Source organism: Massilia forsythiae (assembly GCF_012849555.1).
Lineage (GTDB): Bacteria > Pseudomonadota > Gammaproteobacteria > Burkholderiales > Burkholderiaceae_D > Telluria > Telluria forsythiae.
The window spans coordinates 4,120,932-4,139,582 of sequence record NZ_CP051685.1 but is presented as its reverse complement, the minus strand read 5'-3'; the positions used below and the strand labels follow the sequence as shown (position 1 = coordinate 4,139,582).

The following is an 18,651-nucleotide window of genomic DNA, read 5'->3' as shown; positions in this document are numbered from 1 at the left end:
ATTATTGCTCCTGGTCGCCGGTCCTTGTTTAACGTTTCGCTTACCCTCATCTGTTGCCGATGAACGATCACTCTTCCCCGACCCGGCACCCCGACGTCCTGTATGGGCCGCACCAACCGGCGCTGCTGCGCGACGAAATCCTGGCCGATTTGCTGGAGGCGACCGCGCGCCGCATCCCCGACCAGTTGGCGCTGGTGGCCGGCGCGCGCAATCTCACTTACCGCGAATTGGACGAACTGGCCGACCTGGCGGCCTCGCGCCTGATCGAGGCCGGCATCCGGCCCGGCCACATCGTCGGCCTGTGGATGCCGCGCGGGATCGAGCTGCTGGTACTGCAGGCCGCCATCGCCAAGGCCGGCGCCGCCTGGCTGCCGGTCGACGAGGACACCCCGGTCGAGCGCCTGCTGGTGTGCATGGAAGACGCCGGCTCGCCGGCGCTGGTGAGCAGCGAACGCATGCGCGCGCGCCTGGACGACCATCCGGGCGGCATCCCGCAGCCGGTGCACATGGCGGAAAGCCTGCTGGCCCCGGCCGCCGCCGGCGCCGCCCTGCTGCGGCGCGGCGCGGTAGCCGGCGGCGACCCCGCCTACGTGATCTACACGTCGGGCTCGACCGGCAAGCCGAAGGGCATCCGCATCGACCAGCGCAGCATCTGCCATTTCCTGCGCAGCGAGAACGAGGTGCTGGGGGTGACGGAACAGGACCGGGTCTACCAGGGCTTCTCGGTGGCCTTCGACATGTCGTTCGAGGAGATCTGGATTTCCTACCTGGTCGGCGCCACCCTGTGGCTGGGGCCGAAGGAAACCGCCGGCGACCCGGAAGCGCTGCCGCGCCTGCTGGCGGAAAACCGCGTCACCGTGCTGCACGCGGTGCCGACCCTGCTGTCGCTGTTCGCCGACGACGTGCCCGGCCTGCGCATCATCAACCTGGGCGGCGAGATGTGCCCGGACAGCGTGGTCGAACGCTTCTCGAAGCCCGGCCGCCAGATGTTCAACACCTACGGCCCGACCGAGGCGACCGTCTCGGCCAGCCTGGCCAGACTCGAACCCGGCCGCCTGATCACGATCGGCCGCCCGCTGCCCAACTACGGCCTGCTGGTGATTGCGCCGGAAGCCGGCCCGGACGGCCTGCGCCTGCTGGCGCGCGGCGAGACCGGGGAATTGTGCATCACCGGTCCCGGCCTGTCGTCCGGCTACCTCGGCCGGCCCGACCTGACGGCGGAAAAATTCGTGCCGAACCCGTGGGCGGCGGGCGACGACGATGCGCGCCTGTACCGCACCGGCGACCTGGCGCGCATCGAGCCGGACGGCCAGGTGGTGTGCCTGGGCCGCACCGACGACCAGGTGAAAATCCGCGGCTTCCGCGTCGAGCTGGGCGAGATCGAAGCGGTGCTGGCACAGCAGGACGGCGTCGGCACCGTCGCCGTCCTGCTGCGTAAGGACGACGGCATCGACCGCCTGGTGGCCTACCTGGTGCCGTCGAACGGCGCGGACGACGAGCGGCTGGCGCCGGCCGTGCTGCGCCGTGCGCTGGCCGAGCGCCTGCCGCCCTACATGGTGCCGAGCCGCTTCGAAGTGCTGCCGCTGATGCCGCGCCTGACCTCGGGCAAGATCGACCGCAAGGCGCTCAAGGCGATGCCATTGAGCGCGCCGCCGGCCGCCGACGCGTCCGAGTCCGACACCCCCGAGACGCCGGGCGAGGAAGCGCTGTTCGCCGCCCTGGCCGGGCTGTTCCCCGGCCAGCCGCTGCGGCGCGAACTGGATTTCTTCAGCGACCTGGGCGGCCACTCGTTCTTCGCCGCGCGTCTGGCCACCGCGCTGCGCGCCGACCCGCGCTTCGCCCACGTGACGGTGCGCGACATCTACCAGCAGCGGCAGATCGGCGCCATCGCCTCCAGCCTGGACCAGGCCGCCGGCACCGCCATGGCCGAGGAAGACTGGACGCCGCCGCCGCCGCTGCACCGCTGGCTGTGCGGCCTGGCCCAGCTGGCCACGGTGCCGGTGCTGGTGACGCTGCGCATGGCGCAGTGGCTGGCGCCGTTCTTCACTTATCACTTCTTTACCGGCGACCCGGGCGACTCGGTGGCGCGCGCGGTGGCCGCCTCGATCGGCGTGTTCCTGCTGGCGACGCTGATGGAATTCGTGCTGGCCATCGGCGGCAAGTGGCTGGTGGCCGGCCGCCTGCAACCCGGCTCGTATCCGCTGTGGGGCATGACCTATTTCCGCTGGTGGCTGTCCGACCGCCTGCTGGAAGCGGCGCCGACCTACCTGCTGGCCGGCTCGTCGCTGTACACCTGGTGGCTGCGCCTGCTCGGCGCGAAAGTCGGGCACGACGTGGTGATCGGGTCGCTGACGCTGCGCGCGCCCGACCTGCTGGCGATCGGCGACAACGTCAGCATCGGCAACGCGGTGAATTTCGAGAACGCGCGCGTCGAGCGCGGCCGCCTGCTGCTGGGGCAGATCACGCTGGAAGACGACGCCTGCGTCTCCTCGTACGCGATCCTGGAAGGCAATACCCGGGTCGGCAAGCTGGGCCACCTGGAAGGCCAGTCGGCGCTGCAGGACGGCGCCGCCGTCCCGGACGGCCGGGTGTGGAGCGGTTCACCCGCGCGCGACGCCGGCGCCTTCGACACGTCCGCCCTGCCGGCGCGCCCGCACGCCAGCGGCGCGCGCCTGGCCGGCGAGATGCTGTTCTTCGTGTTCGGCATCCTGCTGGTGGCGACCCTGTTCTTCATGCCGGTGTTCCCGAGTTTTGTCCTCATCGACTGGTTCGACGAACGCGGCGCGCTGGCGATGGTGCGCGAGAACACCATCCTGGGCCAGCTGACGCGCTACTTCCTGCTGGCGCTGCCGGCCAGCGCGGTGCTGATTCTGTTGACCATGCTGGTCTCGGCCGGCATCCGCTGGACCTTCCTGCCGCGATTGGCCCCGGGCCGCTCGGCGGTGCACAGCAAGACCTATTGCCAGAAATGGATGGTCAGCCACATCCAGGAATCGAGCCTGAACGTCCTGCACGGCATCTACGCCACCGTGTTCGCGCCGTTCTGGTACCGCCTGCTGGGCGCCAAGGTCGGGCGCGACGCCGAGATCTCCACCGCGATGGGCGTGGTGCCGGACATGCTGACGCTGGGCGACGAGACCTTCATCGCCGACGCCGTCATGCTGGGCGACGAGCAGATCGACGGCGGCTGGATGACGATGGAACCGACCGTGGTGTCGAACCGCAGCTTCGTCGGCAACGGCAGCTACATCCCGGACGGCACCGTGCTGCCGGAAGGCGTGCTGGTCGGCGTGCACACGCACGCGCCGGCGAACCACCACATGGGCGGCGGCCAGACCTGGCTCGGCTCGCCGCCGATCCACCTGCCCGCGCGCGAGCAGGTCAGCGGCTACCCGGAACACCTGACCTACCACCCGTCGCCGCTGCGCCGCTTCGGCCGCACGCTGGTGGAAGCCTTCCGCATCGTGGCGCCGCACGCGGTGGTGATCGCGGTCGGCTACACGGTGGTGCTGGACCTGATGCCGATCGCCGGCGCCGGCCGCTGGGGCGAAGTGATCTGGGACCTGGCGCTGGTCGGCCTGGCCTACGGCTTCGGCTGCTACCTGTTCATCGTCGCCTTCAAGTGGCTGCTGCTGGGCCGCTATAAAAAGCGCGCGGAACCGATGTGGACGCCGTTCGTGTGGCTGTCCGAAGGCGTGACCAACATGTACGAGGGCATCGCCGTGCCCAACTTCATGCGCTACCTGCGCGGCACGCCGTGGCTGCCGCTGGCGTTCCGCCTGCTCGGCTGCCGCATCGGCCGCGGCGTCTACATGGACACCACCGACATCACGGAATTTGACTGCGTCGCCATCGGCGACCACAGCGAATTGAACGCCCTGTCCTGCCCGCAGACCCACCTGTTCGAGGACCGCGTGATGAAGATCGACCGTGTCGAGATCGGCAGCAAGGTGTACGTGGGCCCGCGCAGCACGGTGCTGTACAGCGCCAAGGTCGGCCACAACGCGCGCCTGGGACCGCTGACGCTGGTGATGAAGGGCGAGCACATCCCGATGGCGACCAGCTGGAGCGGCTTGCCGGCGGCGCCGGTGCGGGCCTGATCCGATGACGCCGGTGGGGGTGCACTGGTGGGAGGCGCAACGCGGATTTGCGCCTGACCTGCCCGGCAGCGATCCTCTCTTTCCCATCGAAGGGCGCAGCCGCGATGCGGCGGCCGCGCCCGCCGTGGCGCCCGGCGCGCTGGTGATCGGCGTGCGCGGCCGGGACGCCGGCCGTAACGCGGCGCGCCATGCGATCCGCCAGGCGCTGGGCGCCGCCCTGGCCCGGCTGACCGGACTGGCTCCCGCCCGCATCGTCCTGCGCACGCTGCCGGGACAGGCGCCGCATGCCCTGCTCGACCCGGATGGCGATGGCGGTAGGCGCCGCGTGGCGCTCTCGATCAGCCATGACGGTGACTTGTCGCTGGCGGCGATCCGGACGACGCAGGCCGGCGGGAACGCCCGAGGTGGCGTCGGCAATGGCGCCGGCAGCGGCGGCGTCGGCATCGACCTCATGCGCAGCGCCGCCATTCCCGACTGGCGCGCCGTCGCCCACGACTACCTGGGACCGGACGCGGCGCGGCGCCTGGCCGGCCTGCCCGACGCGCAGCGCCCGATGGCGCTGGCGCGCGCCTGGAGCGAACGCGAAGCGCGCCTGAAGTGCCTGGGCCTGCCGCTGGCCGAGTGGGACGGCGCCGACGCGCGCCGCATCGACGCGGCCATCGCCTGCCTGCCGCTGGACGTGCCCGCCCCCTATTGCGGCGCGCTGGCGCTGGGCTGACGCGCAAGCCGGCGCGGCCGCACAGCCTCGATCGCGGCAACATATCGTTTCCGCCCTGCGCTTGTACCCTGCGCTTGTACCCTGGATAGATATTTGTCACAATATCCAGCGTCACAGCAACCGCCCCGTCCAGCCATAAGAACATGCCGATCTCGCACTACCTCGATGCCGCGCCGACGCTCGGCGAGCGTGTCTACCTCCATCCCTCGGCCCAGGTGATCGGCAAGGTCAGCATCGGCGCCGATTCGTCGGTGTGGTGCAACGCGGTGCTGCGCGGCGACGTCAACGACATCGTGGTCGGCCGCTGCTCCAACATCCAGGACCTGACCATGGGCCACGTGTCGCACCGGACGCCGCACAAGCCGCAGGGGTCGCCCCTGGTCATCGGCGACCACGTCACGGTCGGGCACGGGGTGATCCTGCTGCGGGTAAAGGACGATTATCTCGGCGCCGCGCAGCGGGCCTGAACCTCGGCCATGCCCCGCGCACTGCGCGCCGCCTGCAACGACATCCAACAACCGGAGACACCAGATGACCTCACTCGACCTGCCCACCTACGACGACGTGGTCCAGGCGGCCGCGCGCATCGCCGGCGCCGCCAACCGCACGCCGGTGCTGACCTCGCGCACCGTCAACGACCAATTCGGCGCCGAACTGTTCTTCAAGTGCGAGAACATGCAGCGCATGGGCGCCTTCAAGTTCCGCGGCGCCTATAACGCGCTCGCCAGGTTCACGCCGGAACAGCGGCGCGCCGGCGTGGTCGCGTTCTCGTCGGGCAACCACGCCCAGGCCGTGGCGCTGGCGGCGCGGCTGCTCGGCATGCCCGCCACGATCGTGATGCCGCACGACGCGCCGGCCGCCAAGGTGGCGGCCACCAAGGGCTACGGCGGCACCGTCGTGGTGTACGACCGCTACACGGAAGATCGCGAACAGATCGGCCGCGACCTGGCCGACAAGCACGGCCTGACCCTGATCCCGCCCTACGACCATGCGGACGTGATCGCCGGCCAGGGCACCGCCGCCAAGGAACTGTTCGAGGAAACCGGGCCGCTGGACGCGTTTTTCGTCTGCCTCGGCGGCGGCGGCCTGCTGGCCGGCTCGGCGCTGGCCACGCGCGCGCTGGCGCCGCAGTGCCGCCTGTACGGCGTCGAGCCGGAAGCCGGCAACGATGGCCAGCAATCGTTCCGCAGCGGCGCCATCGTCCACATCGATACGCCCAAGACCATCGCCGACGGCGCCCAGACCCAGCACCTGGGCAATCTCACCTTCCCGATCATCCGGCGCGACGTGGACGACATCCTGACCGTGTCCGACGACGAACTGGTGCAGTGCATGCGCTTCTTCGCCGAGCGCATGAAGATCGTGGCCGAACCGACCGGCTGCCTCGGCTTCGCCGCGGCGCGGCGCATGCAGGACGAACTGCGCGGCAAGCGGGTCGGCATCCTGGTCAGCGGTGGCAACATCGACCTGGCGCGCCTGAGCGGCTTCCTGGCCGGCTGAGGCCTGGCTGCGGCCGGATCGTCGGCGATCCGCTTGCCGGCGATCCGGTTGCCGACGCCTGCCGGCTGCACGCCGAGGCCGGCGGCGGCGGGCGCCGCCCTGCTTGCGATCCGGCTAAGATTGCGGGATGGACAATATCACCCACTCCGTCGTCGGCCTCGGCGTCGGCGCCCTGATCGACCGCAGCCTGCCGGCCGAGCCCGATGCCACGCATGCGCGCACACGCCAGCGCATGCTGCTCGCCATCGGCGGCCTGGCCAGCAACTTCCCCGACCTCGACTTGCTGCTGACCAGGCTGCTGGACGCCCCGCTCGGCTACCTGCTGCACCACCGCGGCCACACGCACACGCTGGTCGGCGCCGTCGCCGAAGCGGCGCTGCTGCTGGGCCTGGTGTGGCTGCTGTGGCCGAACGCGCGCCGCCTGCTTCAGGCAAGCCGCAGCGCGCGCGGCGGCGCCCTGCTCGCCGCCTGCGCGGGCCTGGCGCTGCACCTGTCCATGGATGCGCTCAACGTCTACGGCGTGCATCCGTTCTGGCCGTTCGACCGCGGCTGGTACTACGGCGACCTGGTGTTCATCGTCGAACCGGTGTTCTGGGTCGCCTTCGGCATCCCGCTGGCCGCCATCGTGCCGCGCCCGGGATGGCGCCGCCTGTTCCTCGGCCTGCTACTGGCGGTGCCGCTGGCGGCCACGCTGGCCGGCTTTCTGCACCCGCTCTCGCTGGCCGGCCTGGTCTTGCTGGCGCTGCTGCTGGCCCGGGTCGAACGCCGCAATGCGCCGGCCGAAGGCCGCGCGCACCGCGGACGCGCGGCGCTGGCGGCCGGCCTGGCGGCATCGCTGGCGCTGGTCGCGGTGCAGGGCCTGGCGCTGCACCAGGCGCGCACCCTGGTCGCGGCTGCGCTGCACGGCCTCGATCCGGGCGAGCGCCTGCTCGACACCGCCCTGTCCGCCTATCCGGCGAACCCGCTGTGCTGGTCGTTCGTCAGCGTGGCGGTGGGCGGCGATGGCGGCGTGGCAGCCGGCACGACGGCAGCCGCCGCCAGCCTGCACCTGCGCCGCGGCCTGCTCAGCATCGCGCCCGCCATCGTTCCGGTATCGTCCTGCCCGGCAGGCATCGCCGGCCGCGCACCGGCGGACGCGACGCCGCGGCTGGCCTGGCTGTCCGAGCAGCGCGAAAGCCTGGCGGCGCTGCGCGGCCTGGCGCGGCACGACTGCCACGTGAACGCCTGGATGCGTTTCGCACGCGCGCCTTCGCTGGCCGACGGCCTGGCCACCGACATGCGCTGGGGCCCGCCCGGCGCACGCAATTTCTCGACACTGGACGTGGCGGCGCAGGCGCACACGCCCTGCCCGCATCCGGTGCCGGGCTGGGGCTATCCGCGCGCGGACTTGCTGGGCGGCCGCTGAGTGCCGTACCGCCAGGACCGGCGCCTGCCGTGACAATCCGTGAACATGCGTGGGCAGCGCCTGGATATACTGCAAGGCCTCGTCAATACGGACAACGAACGACCACCGATGCCTTCCACACCACCGTCGATGCAGTACAAGCCGTCAGCAAGACTTTTTCTGGCCGCCACGGCTTGTCTTGCCATCGGCAGCGCCTCCTTCCTGGCCTCCCATCACCCGGGCGTAGCCGCCATGCTGGCCATGGCCACGGCCATCTGGGCCATACTGACTTATCGGGCCTGGCGCGTGCAGCGTAGCGCCGCTTGAACCGGTCCGGCATGCAGCAGCCATCCGCTGCATGACGTCCAACCGTAAGCGCATGCCGCTCCCGCCTCAGCGCGGCGTCAGTCGTGCGCCGGCGCGCATTTCCCACCTGCCCGGCGCCAGCCGCTACAATCGGCCCATGAGCGACCTGCCGACCATTCCTACCGCGCGCACCGTGATGCGCGTGCTGGCGCCGGAACACGCCGGCCTGCTGCTGCGCTACCGCGAGCGCAACCGCGCGCACCTGGCGCAGTGGGAACCGGCGCGCACGCCCGCCTACTTCACCGAGGAGGCGGCGCGCCAGCGCCTGGCGCAATCGGTCGACGAGGCACGCGCCGGCACCGCCCTGCATTTCATCGCGCTCGACCGCGAGAGCGGCGCCGTGGCCGCGACCTGCGCATTCACCGGCATCTCCCGGGGCGTATTCCAGGCCTGCCACCTCGGCTTTTCGGTAGCCGAGGCCTGGCAGGGCAGCGGCCTGATGCACGAGGTCGCCGCCGCCGGCATCGCCCACCTGTTCGAGCGCGAAGGCCTGCACCGCATCCAGGCCTGCCACCTGCCGCGCAACCTGCGCAGCGCCACCCTGCTGGCCCGGCTCGGCTTCGAGCGCGAAGGCTATGCGCGCTCCTACCTGTGCATCGACGGCCGCTGGGAAGACATGGTGCTGACCTCGCTGATCAATCCCGCATAGCGCCGCCTGCCGCCCTCTCCATCGCTGAACCGGCAGTGGATTTCCAAGTGGAAATAAAATAGACTATTGCGTTCGTAATTTCTTTCCATTAATTCGGGGCTTTGTAGCTTTTGAGCACTATTTCTCCTTGGAATTAACTTTTACAATGCCGGTCTGACCCGCTCGTCATAACCCGGCCAAGCAATCCAGCATCCGCCCTCTCTCCATCGCGCGTGGAAAGAGTGCGCGCATCGATAAGAACAACGAGGAAGTTTCATGAAGAATCAACGGGTTCGCCTGAGCCCTACGCTGCTGGCGCTGTCCATGTCCAGCATCGCCTGGGGCGCCGCCGCCCAATCCCTGCCGCAGCAGTCCGACAGCGGCGCCGCCATCCCCGAAATCATCGTGACCGCCCAGCGCAGCGCGGCGCCGGAATCGAAGACCCCGGTGGCCATGAGCGTGCTCGGCGGGGCCGATCTGGAAAAGGCCGGCCTGGACACGGCGGGCGACCTCGGCGCGCGCCTGCCCAACGTCTACCTGCAGGAATCGTTCGACGGCCTGCGCATCGCGATCCGCGGCGTGTCCAACGCCGACGTCACCGAGAAGGGCGACCCGTCGGCCGCCTTCATGGTCGACGGCGTCTACCTGGCGCGCCCGCAGAGCCAGACCGTATCGTTCTACGACGTCGAGCGCATCGAAGTGCTGCGCGGTCCGCAGGGCACGCTGTACGGCCGCAACACCACCGCCGGCGTGGTCAACGTGATCAGCAAGGCGCCGGCGCCCTACTTCGAGGGCAACGCCAACGCGACCGTGGGCAGCTACGGCACGCGCAACGCCGGCGCCATGGTCAACGTGCCGGTGAACGACATGCTGGCGCTGCGCGCCGCCGTCACCGCCAACCGCCACGATGCCTACCTGCGCAACGGCCAGGGCACGCCCTACACTTTGGGCCTGGACCGCGACGACCGCGCCGCGCGCCTGTCGGCAAAATTCAGCCCGGGCCACGGCGTGACGGCGCTGGTGCGCTACGACGCCGGCCGCGACGACACCAACAACGACAGCGCCGTCCCGGACGCCAATTTCTACAGCGGCATCGCCAGCGGCAAGCCGGTGTGGAACGACGACAGCACCAGCCGGCGCCTGACCAACCGCTTCCGTGCGCCCAACAGCGTGCCGGAACAGGGCTATTCGCGCAAGAAGACCGCCAACCTGACGGCCGAACTGGCCTGGGACCTGGGCCCGGCCACCGTCTCCTGGCTGGGCGCGCACCGCCACTTCGAGCACGATTACCTGTACAACTTCTACTACCGGGTGGCGCCGACCGTGGCGCTGGGCACGCGCAACGACTTCCACGCCGACTACGCCCAGGATTCGCACGAACTGCGCATCGCCACCAACGGCAGCGGCCCGCTGAATGCCCAGGCCGGCGTCTACTGGTTCCACGAGAAGGCCACCGCCCTGTACGACTTCCGCGACCTGCAACCGGTCGGCCTGACGCCCTATTACGTGTTCGACAGCGACCCGGTCGACGCGCGCAGCAAGGCCGTGTTCGGCCAGGCCACCTACGCCATCGCGCCGCGCCTGCGCGCCACCGCCGGCGCCCGCTACACCGAGGACGACAAGTCGCGCTACGGGTACATCGGCTACCAGCAAAAGGCCGCCTTCAACCCGGCCACCGACCTGCGCGAGCTGAACGCCGGCGCCATCTCGTCGCACAAGACCACCTGGCGCCTGGGCCTGGACTACGACCTGTCCCCGGCCACCCTGTTGTACGGTTCGGTGTCCACCGGCTACAAGGCCGGCGGCTTCAACGACGGCTGCGTGAGCGGCGCCAGCCAGGTAGTGGCCGGCAGCACGGTGACCTGCCCGGCCGCCAGCGGCGTGCCGGCCGATACCCTGGTGTACCGGCCGGAAACCGTGCGCGCCTGGGAAGCCGGCCTCAAGACCCGCTTCTGGGACGGCCGCGCGAGCTTGAACCTGGCCGCCTTCCACTACGACTACCGCAACCTGCAGCTGTCGGCCGAGACGGTCGTCAACGGCCGCCCGCGCTACGAGACCACGAATGCCGGCGAAGCCGCCGTGCGCGGCCTGGAAGCCGACGGCCAGGTGCGCGCGACGGCGCACGATCGCGTCACCTACGCGTTCACGCTGCTCGATGCGCACTACACCAGCTACATGCCGGACAGCCTGCATTCCTGGGCCGGCGTCAAGCTCGACCGCGCGCCCGGCCGCACGCTGGCGCTCGGCTACGAGCACGGCTTCGACCTGGCCGGCGGCGTGCTGACGGCGGGTGCTTCCACCCGCGCCAGCGCCGCCTACCTGCTGAGCGTGCCGACCCAGCAGCTGCAGTTCCGCGTGCCGGGCCACACCGAGTCCGACCTGCGCCTGGGCTGGGAACCGCTGGGCGGGCGCTGGAGCCTGCAGGCGCGCGTGCGCAACCTGGAGAACGAGGTGCGGCCGCTGACCATCAGCGCCTCCGGCCTGACGGTGCCGAGCGCACCGCGCACCGCGGACATGCGCCTGGATTACCGGTTCTGATGGACGCATTCCGCCGCTTTTCCGGCAGCGCCATCGCCATCGCCGCCGCCATCGCCGCCGTCGTACTCGCCGCGCTCGCCCTGCGCGAGGGCGCCACCACCTTCGTGCTGGTGCTCGGCGCGCTGCTGATGTCCGGCGCCTGCTGGGCCAGCGCCGCCCGCGTGCTGGGACGCCGCGCCGCCCTGCGCCTGCTGCTGGTCGCCTGCGCCATCGGCTGGCTGGCGGAACAGCTGGGCGCGTCGTACGGCTGGCTGTTCGGCCGCTACGCCTACACCGCCGTGCTCGGGCCGCGCCTGGGCGCGGTGCCGGTCGTGATCCCGCTGATGTGGTTCGCACTGAGCTACATCGGCTACGTGATGGCCAACCTGATCGTCTGGCAGGCGCCGGTCGAGGCCGGCCGCGGATCGCCCGCGCGCCACGCGCTGCTGGCGCTGGTGGGCGCGACGGTGGTCACCTGCTACGACCTCGGCGTCGATCCGTACATGGTGTACCGCCTGCGCGCCTGGATCATGGCGCGCACCGACGGCGCCTGGTTCGGCGAGACCGTGCAGGGCTTCGCCGGCTGGATGACGGTCGCGTTCGCGATCCTGCTGGCGTTCCGGCTGAGCGGCGGCGCGCCGGACCGCACGGACGCTATGCCGGCACCGGCCACCCGGCATGCAACCGGCCCGGTACTGGTGCCGCTCTGCGTTTACGCCGGCCTGATGCTGTTCCAGGTCTGTCTCGGCTATCCGGTCGAGGCGCGCACCATCGCCCTGTTCGCGATGGGCTTTCCGCTGTTGAGCGCGGGCTGCGGCCTGCTGCGCTGGCGCGGGGTGCTGGCCGACGCCGCGCCACAGCAGCCGGCATCGATGAAAAAGGCCGCATGATGCGCGACGGCGAATTCACGGAAACACTCGACAGCCTGCCGGCCGCCGGCCCGTCATGGCGCGCCGACCCGCTGGCCGACGCCGCCATCGCGCGCATCCTCGGCCCCGGTACGGGCGCCCGGGCCGGGTCCGGCGACGGCCCGGACATGGACCTGATCGCGCTGCTGAACGGCCAGATCGCGCGCTGGCGCACCAACGCCGACCTGGACGGCTGGCGCGCCGACGCCGGGGTGCCGGCGCACGTCGCCGCGGCGCTGGAAGACTACGTGCGCGCCGCGCGCGTGCTGCCCGGCTGGGCCGATGCCGGGCAACTGGCCGGCGCCGAGCGCCTGTTCATGGACATGAGCATGATGTCGGTCACCCTGCTGTTCTGCGCCAGCCTGCCGGAGTGCTATGCCGTGCCCGACCTGGCCGCCGTGCTGCACACGGCCGGCCAGCTGGAGCAGCATACCGACTACCGGGTGCGCTCGACCGCCGCCATGATCTTCCCGGTCATGATGCGCGGCGGCTTGAGCACGCCCGCCGGCGGCGGCGTGGCCCAGGCCATCAAGGTGCGCCTGATCCACGCCACCATCCGACACCTGATCCTGCGCGGCACGCCGCAACAGGCCGTGGCCGCGACCGACGCCGTGGTCGACGATGCTTCCAGGTCGCCGCGCTTCGCGCGCCTGCCCAGGCTGGCGCCGCGCGGGCCGAGCATGCAGGAAGCGCTGTACGCGCACGGCTGGGACAGCGAAGGCCGCGGCCTGCCCTGCAACCAGGAAGAGCTGGCCTACACGCTGCTGACCTTCGGCTACGTGTTCCTGCGCGCCATGCGGCGCCTGGGCGTGGGCGCCGGGCACGATGCCGAGCGGGCCTACCTGCACGCCTGGAACGTGCTCGGCCACCTGCTCGGCATCGAGCGCGAGCTGATGCCCGAGGACATGGAACAGGCGCAGGCGCTGTTCGACGCCATCCAGGCGCGCGCCCGCGACCAGGCGCGCACGCCCGACCCGCGCCCGGCGCTGGGCCAGGCGCTGATGGCGGCGCTGCAGCGCTACATTCCCGCCGGCCTGCTGAAACCCTTCCCGGTGCTGCTGGCGCGCCACCTGTGCGGGGCGGCGGTGGCGCGCACGATCGGGCTGGACGGCCACGTGGGCCGGCCGGCGCGCATCGCGTTCGCGCTCGGCATGGGCCTGACGCGCGCCATCGACCGGCTGGCGCGGCCGTTCTTCCCCGGCTTCTCGCTGGCGCGCCTGGCCACCCGCATCGTCGGCTACCACTTCACCGTGCGCGTGCTGATGGACCAGACCCGTCCGCTCAAGCTGCCGGACGCGCTGCTGAACCAGGTCGACGGCGTGGTGCGCGCCTGGACCCACGACCCGCAGGCGCCGCGCTGGATGAACGCGCTCGAACGGCGCTTCACGGTCCGCGCGCGCGCGGCCACGACCCAAGGATAACCCGATGCCGAATGCCGTCCGTCCCGCCGATCCCGCACGCCTGCTGTTCCAGGCCGGCCCCGCTGCTTCCCGCCCGGCCCGCCCGGCAGGCACGCTGTCGGCGTTCGTCCTGGCCCTGATGCTGGTGCTGATGCTGATGCTGATGCTGGCGTGGGCCATGCCGGCGCTGGCCGCCGGCGCCGCTTCCGCGCCGGCCGGCCTGCTGCTGGACCAGCGCACGCCCAGCGTGGAAGGCTGGCCGGCCGCCACGCTGCTGCGCGAGGACGGCGCGGTGCTGCCGGTCGAGACCGTGCTGGCGGCGCCGCAGCGCTTCGCCAGGCCGACGGGCGCCTACGCCACGCTCGGCATGCACAAGGGCCCGGTATGGCTGCGCATTCCGGTGCAGGCGGCGCCCGGCGGCGACGGCGCCTGGACCGTCAAGCTCGACTTCGGCCTGCTCAACCGGGTCGACTTCTACCTGGCGCAGGGCGGCCGCGTGGTGCAGCATGCCGTGGGCGGCAGCGGCCAGCCGCCGGCCGGCGCGCTGGGCGGCCCGGTGCCCGCCTTCGCCACCCGGCTGGCGCCGGGCGTGCCCTACGAAGTCCTGCTGCGGGTCGAGACCAACGGGCCGAAGATCATGCCGGTCAGCTTCCAGAAGCCGGACGTCTTTTACCAGGGCGCGATGGACGAGCAGATCCTGCAAGGCCTGCTCGGCGGCCTGACCTTGTGCCTGCTGCTGTACAGCCTGGGCCAGTGGATCAACCTGCGCGACTCGCTGTTCGTCAAGTACGCGATGCTGGTCGGCGGGCTGGCGCTGTACAACCTGTCCTGGTCGGGCCTGGGCGCCGCCTACCTGTGGAAGGGCAACGACTGGGCCATCGTCCACGCCACCGGCGTGATCGCGCTGCTCACCGCCTGCGGCGCCTACCTGTTCGTCGGCCAGGCGCTGATCCGCCCCGGCATGGACCGCCTGTATGCGCGCCTGACCAAGACCGGCGCGGTCCTGTGCGTGCTCGCCGCCCTCGCTTTCGGCCTGGACCTGATCCACGACCAGACCCTGGTGGCCATCAGCAGCACCCTGGGCGTGCTGCCGATGCTGCTCGGCCTGCCCGGCGCCTTCGGCCGCGCGCGCCGCGGCGACCAGGTCGGCATCTACCTGCTGGTCGGCTGGGCGGTCAGCTTTTCCAGCGCCGCCCTGCAGTCGTTCGTGATCAAGGGCACCATGGACGCGAATTTCTGGACCATGCACTCGACCCAGCTGGGCAACACCTTCGACATGGTGGTGTTCATGCGCATCCTCGGGCTGCGCACCAAGGCCATCCGCGACGCCATGCTGCGCGCCGAGGCGGCCACGCGCATGAAGTCGGAATTCCTGGCCAACATGAGCCACGAGATCCGCACCCCGATGAACGCCATCATCGGCATGAGCCGCCTCGGCCTGATGGCCGATCCGGATCCGAAGCTGCGCAACTACCTCGCCAAGATCCTCGGCGCCGGCGAGCACCTGCTGGGCATCATCAACGACATCCTCGACTTTTCCAAGATCGAGGCCGGGCGCATGACGGTGGAGTCGGTGCCGTTCGACCTCGACGCGCTGCTGGAGCACCTGTCCAGCCTGACCGCGCTGAAGACCGACGCCAGGCGCGTCGAGCTGGTATTCTCGGTGCCGCGCGGCGTGCCCGCCCGCCTGGTCGGCGATCCGCTGCGCCTGGGCCAGGTGCTCATCAACCTGACCAACAACGCGGTCAAGTTCACCGAGCGCGGCGAGATCGTGGTCGCGGTCGAGGTGGCCGAGCGCGGCGAACGGCACGTGGTGCTGCGCTTCTCGGTCAGCGACACCGGCATCGGCATGGACGCCGAGCAGCTGGCGCGCCTGTTCCAGTCGTTCACCCAGGCCGACAGCTCGATCACCCGCAAGTACGGCGGCACCGGCCTCGGCCTGTCGATCTCGAAGCAGCTGGTGGAACTGATGGGCGGCGCCATCGCCGTCACCAGCACGCCGGGCGTGGGCAGCCGCTTCAGCTTCACGGCGCGCCTGGGCATCGGCGACGCCGCCGCGGACGACATGGCGCCCACCGCCGACGCGCTGGGACAGCTGCGCGTGCTGGTGGTGGACGACAGCACCGGCGCGCGCGAGGCGCTGGTGGACATGCTGGACGGCTTCGGCGTCAAGGCCGACGCCGCCGTCTCCGGCGAGGATGCGCTGGCGCGCCTGGCCCGGGCCGCCGCCGCCGGCAAGCCCTACCAGGTGGTGCTGATGGACTACATGATGCCCGGCCTGGACGGCGTCGAGACCATCCGCCGCATCCGCGCCGACCCGAGCCTGGGGGCGCCGCCGTCGATCCTGATGGTCAGCGTGTGCACCCGCGACGGCGTGCTGGCGCAGGAAGGCGACTTGCCGCTGGACGCCTTTCTCACCAAGCCGGTCGGTCCGGCCCTGCTCTACCACAGCCTGGTGCAGGTGCTGCGCCCCGAACTGGCGCCGGCGGACGCCGCCGCGACGGTGGCCGGCGCGCCGCTGGACCTGGCGCGCCTGGACGGCGCGCGCATCCTGCTGGTCGACGACAACGCCAACAACCGCGAGGTCGCGCTCGACTTCATGGCCGCGGCGCGCATGCACGTGGACGTCGCCACCGGCGGCGAGGAAGCGGTCGCGATGGTGCGCGAGCACGACTACGACCTGGTGCTGATGGACATCCAGATGCACGAGGTGGACGGCTACAGCGCCACCCGCCGCATCCGTGCGCTGCCGCAGCGCGCCGGGCTGCCGGTCATCGCCATGACCGCGCACGCGATGGCCGGCGACCGCGAAAGGAGCCTGGAAGCCGGCATGAACGACCACGTCGACAAGCCGATCGACCCCGACCTGCTGTTCCGCGCCCTGCTCGGGTGGATCGATCCGGCGCGCCTGGCGGGACGCAGCGTGCCGCCGCGCGCCCTCGATCCGGCCATCTCCGCCGGCGCGCACGCGGCGCATGCGGCGCTGCCGGCCGAGCTGCCGACCGTGCACGGCCTGGACTGGGCCAGGGCGCTGGCCAGCGCCGGCGGCGAGCCGGTGCGCCTGCGCCGCCGCATCGCCGGCTTCCTGCAGGAATACCAGCCGGCGCCGCAGGCGATGCGCGACGCCCTCGCCGGCGGCGGCTACGTGCCGCTGCAGTCGCTGGCGCACAACCTGAAATCGGGCGCCACCTACATCGGCGCGGCGCCGCTGGCGGCATTGGCCGGGGCGCTGGAACAGGAACTGCGCGCCGGCCGCCACGAGCGCGTGCCGCTGCTGGCGCCGGACCTGATCGTGGCGCTGGAGACGGTGCTGGGCGGGCTGGCGCGCATCGCGCCGCCGGCCGCCGCCGGTGCCGGCGCCGCCCCGGCCGCCGCGGCGTCCGGCGCGGACATCGCGGCGCTGCTGGCGCGCCTGGAAACCTTCCTGCGCGACGACGACGCGCGCGCCGAGGACGCACTGGATGCGCTGCAGGCGGCGCTGCAGGGCATGCCGCAGGCGGGTCAGGACGCGAGCGAACGGATCGCGCTGCTGGCGCCGCTGCGCCAGGCGGTCGACGACATCGAATACGATGCCGCGCTGGCGCACCTGGCGGCGCTGGGACGAGTCCTTGACACGGCGGAGCAGCCGTCGTGAGCGGGGGCGCCTACGAGGAAAGCGCGTTCGGCGACGGCGCGGGACGCGCCGCGCCGGAACCGCAGAAGGTGCTGATCGCCGACGACGATGCGATCAACCGCCAGGTGCTGGCCGAACTGCTCAAGCCGGAATACACGGTGCTGCTGGCCAAGAACGGCGAGCAGGCGCTGGAGCGGGTGGCGCGCCACATGCCCGACCTGGTCCTGCTCGACGTGATGATGCCGGACATGGATGGCTATGAGGTGCTGCGCCGCCTGCGCGGCGATCCCGACACCGCACAGACCGCGGTGATCTTCATCTCCGGCATGGACCGCCCGGAAGACGAGGCCAACGGCCTCAAGCTGGGCGCTTCCGACTACATCGTCAAGCCGTTCAACGCCACCGTGGTGATGGCGCGCGTGGCCCTGCACCTGCAGCTGGTGCGCCAGCGCCGCATGCTGGAACGGCTGGCCAACGTCGACAGCCTGACCGAGCTGGCCAACCGGCGCCGCTTCGACGCGCTGTTCGAGCTGGAGTGGCAGCGCGCACGGCGCAGCGGCCGGCCGCTGTCGCTGGCGCTGCTCGACATCGACTGCTTCAAGCAGTACAACGACCATTATGGCCATCCGGCCGGCGACCGCGTGCTGCGCGCCGTGGCGCGCGCCGCCGGCGCCGGCCTGCGCCGCCCGGCCGACCTGGCCGCGCGCTACGGCGGCGAAGAACTGGCGCTGCTGCTGCCCGACACCGATGCCGCCCAGGCATACCAGGTGGCGGAGAACGTGCGCGCCGCGGTGGCCGCACTGCAGATCGCGCACCAGGCGTCCAGCGCGGGACCGCTGCTCAGCGTCAGCATCGGCGGTGCGACCTTGGACGCGCACGGCGCCGAAAGCAAAGCCGCGCTGTTCGAGGCGGCCGACGCCTGCCTGTACCGCGCCAAGCAGACAGGCCGCGACCGGGTCGCCTGGCGCGATTGAGGGTCTAGGCCCGCCCCAGCAGCAGCAGGCCGGCGCCCGCCAAGCCCAGCGCCAGCAGCGGCAATTGCGCCGCGCCGGCCAGCATCGCCCTGCGCAATGCGGCGCCGGCATGGCGCATGCCGCTGGCGCCATCGGCCAGCACCAGGGCCGCCAGGCCCAGCGCGGCCAGCGATACATACTCCTCATGACCGCACAGCAGGGCCAGCCCGCGGCCGGCGGCGCCGATGGCCAGCAGCACGCCGACGCACAGGCGGATATGGCCGGGTTGGCGCGGCGGACGGCGCCGTGCCAGGTAGACGAGCGAATCGCGCATGGTTTCCAGGGGAGGAAGCGCCGCTCGGAAGAGCGGCCAGGCAACCGAGTCTAGTCCCTGCTCCTCGAAAATAGTTGTCTATAGTCAACTTTGCCCTTCATATCCGCTCCCCGCTTCAACAATCCATTAATGCATGTTTCTTGCAATAAGAACGGTAGCGGCTTATTATTGCAACTCAACTGCAATTAATGAAGCGGCATGCGCAGCCGCCGCTGGCCTGCGCACGCCCA

11 protein-coding genes and 1 pseudogene are annotated in these 18,651 nt (G+C 71.2%); 11 read left to right on the top strand and 1 reads right to left on the bottom strand.

The window, feature by feature from the left end:
• Positions 1-59 precede the first annotated feature (59 nt).
• The 11 genes and pseudogenes from HH212_RS17605 (at position 60) to HH212_RS17555 (ending at position 18,108) form a co-directional block, all read left to right on the top strand.
• Positions 60-4,100, top strand: a complete 4,041-nt coding sequence (locus HH212_RS17605; protein ID WP_170203655.1) for a Pls/PosA family non-ribosomal peptide synthetase — start codon at positions 60-62, stop codon at positions 4,098-4,100.
• Between the two features lie 4 nt (positions 4,101-4,104).
• Positions 4,105-4,818: a 4'-phosphopantetheinyl transferase family protein gene (locus HH212_RS17600; protein WP_170203654.1), complete on the top strand. Its 714-nt coding sequence runs from the start codon at positions 4,105-4,107 to the stop codon at positions 4,816-4,818.
• Positions 4,819-4,961: 143 nt separating this feature from the next.
• A pseudogene (locus HH212_RS17595) lies at positions 4,962-5,240 on the top strand (gamma carbonic anhydrase family protein); the annotation flags it as partial.
• A gap of 109 nt (positions 5,241-5,349) precedes the next feature.
• Positions 5,350-6,318 (top strand): threo-3-hydroxy-L-aspartate ammonia-lyase, encoded by a 969-nt coding sequence (locus HH212_RS17590; RefSeq protein ID WP_170203653.1) that lies wholly within the window; start codon positions 5,350-5,352, stop codon positions 6,316-6,318.
• A 127-nt stretch (positions 6,319-6,445) separates the two neighbouring features.
• Positions 6,446-7,723, top strand: a complete 1,278-nt coding sequence (locus HH212_RS17585) for a metal-dependent hydrolase (RefSeq protein ID WP_170203652.1) — start codon at positions 6,446-6,448, stop codon at positions 7,721-7,723.
• 442 nt (positions 7,724-8,165) lie between these two features.
• Complete coding sequence (locus HH212_RS17580) at positions 8,166-8,717, top strand: GNAT family N-acetyltransferase (protein WP_170203651.1); 552 nt, start codon at positions 8,166-8,168, stop codon at positions 8,715-8,717.
• Positions 8,718-8,972: 255 nt separating this feature from the next.
• Positions 8,973-11,234, top strand: coding sequence for a TonB-dependent receptor (locus tag HH212_RS17575; protein WP_229217331.1), 2,262 nt, complete (start codon positions 8,973-8,975; stop codon positions 11,232-11,234).
• Positions 11,234-12,103, top strand: coding sequence for a carotenoid biosynthesis protein (locus tag HH212_RS17570; protein ID WP_170203650.1), 870 nt, complete (start codon positions 11,234-11,236; stop codon positions 12,101-12,103). Before HH212_RS17575 ends, HH212_RS17570 begins: the two co-directional genes overlap by 1 nt.
• Positions 12,100-13,542, top strand: a complete 1,443-nt coding sequence (locus tag HH212_RS17565) for an oxygenase MpaB family protein (protein WP_229217330.1) — start codon at positions 12,100-12,102, stop codon at positions 13,540-13,542. The genes HH212_RS17570 and HH212_RS17565 overlap by 4 nt, the downstream gene beginning before the upstream one ends.
• 4 nt (positions 13,543-13,546) lie before the next feature.
• Positions 13,547-17,155, top strand: coding sequence for a hybrid sensor histidine kinase/response regulator (locus tag HH212_RS17560; protein WP_229217329.1), 3,609 nt, complete (start codon positions 13,547-13,549; stop codon positions 17,153-17,155).
• Complete coding sequence (locus HH212_RS17555; protein ID WP_211172358.1) at positions 17,152-18,108, top strand: diguanylate cyclase domain-containing protein; 957 nt, start codon at positions 17,152-17,154, stop codon at positions 18,106-18,108. The genes HH212_RS17560 and HH212_RS17555 overlap by 4 nt, the downstream gene beginning before the upstream one ends.
• Positions 18,109-18,112: 4 nt before the next feature.
• Here the strand turns inward: HH212_RS17555 and HH212_RS17550 are convergent, their stop codons facing one another.
• Positions 18,113-18,421: a hypothetical protein gene (locus tag HH212_RS17550; protein ID WP_170203649.1), complete on the bottom strand. Its 309-nt coding sequence runs from the start codon at positions 18,419-18,421 to the stop codon at positions 18,113-18,115.
• Positions 18,422-18,651 lie beyond the last annotated feature (230 nt).